At 41.1% G+C, this 2577-nt stretch carries 2 protein-coding genes; both read right to left on the bottom strand.

Features of this window, described 5'->3' with window-relative positions; genetic code table 11:
- Positions 1 to 252: 252 nt before the first annotated feature.
- A complete protein-coding gene (gene gltA / locus GSY74_RS00760; protein ID WP_164663192.1) occupies positions 253 to 1704 on the bottom strand; it encodes an NADPH-dependent glutamate synthase in 1452 nt (483 codons plus the stop codon).
- 1 nt (position 1705) lies between these two features.
- Entirely contained in the window at positions 1706 to 2536 is an 831-nt protein-coding gene (locus tag GSY74_RS00755) for a sulfide/dihydroorotate dehydrogenase-like FAD/NAD-binding protein (protein WP_164663191.1), read from the bottom strand.
- Positions 2537 to 2577 lie beyond the last annotated feature (41 nt).

The following is a 2577-nucleotide window of genomic DNA, read 5'->3' as shown; positions in this document are numbered from 1 at the left end:
AGAATATTGTTATTGATTTATTAGGACAAGGCAGTGCCATTGTCCCTACAATATTTCAATTTCAAAACAGTAGAGACAAGGGATTCCCTTGTCTAAATCCTTATTTCATTGGCATTGGGCTTTAGCCCAATGCTGTTAAATTAAGAAATTATAACTTGAAAAACTCGGAATCGGAAGGCTCTGCCTCCGCTGTTCGGGAGTAAACTCTCCGTTTCCAAAAAAATGGTGGGCATAAAATGCACCACCATACGATTACCACTCCTCTTCGCCTTTTAAATAAGCATCAATAGAGTTAGCCGAATCTCTACCCATACCCATAGCAAGGATAACTGTAGCTTGACCAAGTGTTATATCTCCACCTGCCCAGACTCTCTCTTTGGTTGTTTTACCTGTCTTATCATCAGCTTCAATATTTCCCCATCTGTTTAGCTCTAACCCTTCAGTTACTCTAGTTAGAAGTGGATTTGCAGATGTTCCAATAGCGATAATCGCTAAGTCACAATCAAAATACTCATGTTCTCCTGTGGATATAGGTCTGCTTCTTCCACCCTCATCAGGCTCTCCAAGCACCATCTTGTCACAGTTGATACCAACAAGTTTTCCACTCGCATCACCGATAAACTCTAGTGGTGAAGTCAAAAATTTAAATTGAACTCCCTCCTCTTCTGCATGGTGAATCTCTATAAGTCTTGATGGAGACTGCTCTCTAGTTCTTCTATATACAACAGTTACCGTTTTGGCTCCAAGTCTCACCGCTGTTCGTGCAGCATCCATAGCAACATTACCTGCTCCTAATATCGCAACATTTCTCCCAGGGATAATAGGTGTATCATATTTAGGAAAATCAAATGCTTTCATGAGATTGGCTCTTGTTAAGTATTCATTGGCAGAAAAGACACCGTTTAGGTCTTCCCCAGAGATATTCAAGAAGTTTGGCAGACCTGCACCAACGCCGATAAATACAGCATCATATCCATAATCTTCCATCAACTCATCAACATCAACAGTTCGACCTACAACGGTATTACAGATGATTTTTACTCCAAGCTCTCTAAGTTGGTCAATCTCATAATCCACAATATCTTTTGCCAATCTAAACTCTGGAATACCATAAAGAAGTACACCACCAGCTCTGTGGAACGCCTCATATATGGTCACATCATGACCTTTAATCGCTAAGTCACCAGCTACAGTAATACCAGCAGGACCAGAACCAACAACCGCAATCTTTTTGCCAGTGCTTGGTGCTATCTCAACCTCATTTTTAACCCCTGTTGACCTTGCCCAGTCAGCGATAAACATCTCTAGACTACCAATTCCTACAGGCTCTGTATTTTTCTTCTTACCAACAACACAGACAACTTCACACTGAATCTCTTGTGGACAGACTCGACCACAAACAGCAGGAAGAGCCGTTTTTTCCCAAACTCTATTGATGGAACCGTTGAGATTTCCCTCAACAATCATCTCCAAAAATCCAGGAATATCAATCCCAACAGGACAACCTGCCACACAAGCAGGGTCTTTACACTGAATACAACGAGCTGCCTCATACTGTGCATCCAAAATACTATAACCAAGCGTTACCTCAGAGAAATCCTTTTTTCTAATCTCAGGACTCTGCTCTGGCATCGGTTGTAGTGGTATTGCTCTTCGCTCTTTTTTTGTTAAGTACTTCGCCTCTTTTTCTCTATATGTATTCATATTATATCGTCTCCTTGCATCCACATCTATCTGAGATTTGCTCTTCAACTGAGTAAGCTTGAAGCCGTCTCATCAGACCATCAAAATCAACTTGGTGTCCATCAAACTCTGGTCCATCTACACATGCAAACTTGGTCTTGCCACCAATGGTAACTCGACATCCACCACACATACCAGTTCCATCTATCATAATAGGGTTAAGGCTCACCATAGTAGGAGTATCATATTTTTTAGTAAGTAGGGAGACAAACTTCATCATAGGCACAGGACCAATCGCTACAACCAAATCAACTTTTTGATTCTGTAAAATTATCTCAAGCTCTTCTGTTACAAAACCGTGTCGCCCTTTTGAACCATCATCGGTACATATTCGGACATCGTGAGAGACTTTTGTCATCTGCTCTTCCATGATGAGGAAGTCTTTTGTTCTTGAACCAATTATAGAGATAACATTGTTACCAGCCTCATACATCCCTCTAGTGATTGGGTGAAGTACAGCCGTTCCTGTTCCTCCACCGACACAGACAACAGTTCCTAGTTTTTCAATATGGGTAGGCTCTCCAAGAGGCCCAACTATATCTCTGTAACTCTCTCCAACTTTCAAGGCTCCAAATAGCCTTGTACTCTTTCCTACCATCATATAGATAATAGTGATAGTTCCACTCTCTTTGTTGACCTCTGCCATGGTCAATGGAATTCTCTCACCAGTCTCATTTGCTATAATCATAACAAACTGCCCTGGTTTCGCTTTTTTAGCAATCTGTGGTGCTTCTATCTCATTCAAGATAATAGTGCCATGTGCCATCTCTTCTCTTTTTACGATTTTATACATCGAAGTCTCCTCGAACTTAATTGTCTATACAGGAATAGATT

It is taken from the genome of Sulfurovum sp. bin170 (assembly GCF_010892395.1).
Lineage (GTDB): Bacteria > Campylobacterota > Campylobacteria > Campylobacterales > Sulfurovaceae > UBA1140.
Note: the sequence above shows the minus strand (reverse complement) of the source record. Positions and strands in the feature narration are given on the sequence as shown.

Excerpts from the sequence above, each read along its gene's own strand:
- gltA (WP_164663192.1), bottom strand. The coding sequence starts at position 1,704 with ATGAATACATATAGAGAAAAAGAGGCGAAGTACTTAACAAAAAAAGAG.
- GSY74_RS00755 (WP_164663191.1), bottom strand. The coding sequence starts at position 2,536 with ATGTATAAAATCGTAAAAAGAGAAGAGATGGCACATGGCACTATTATC.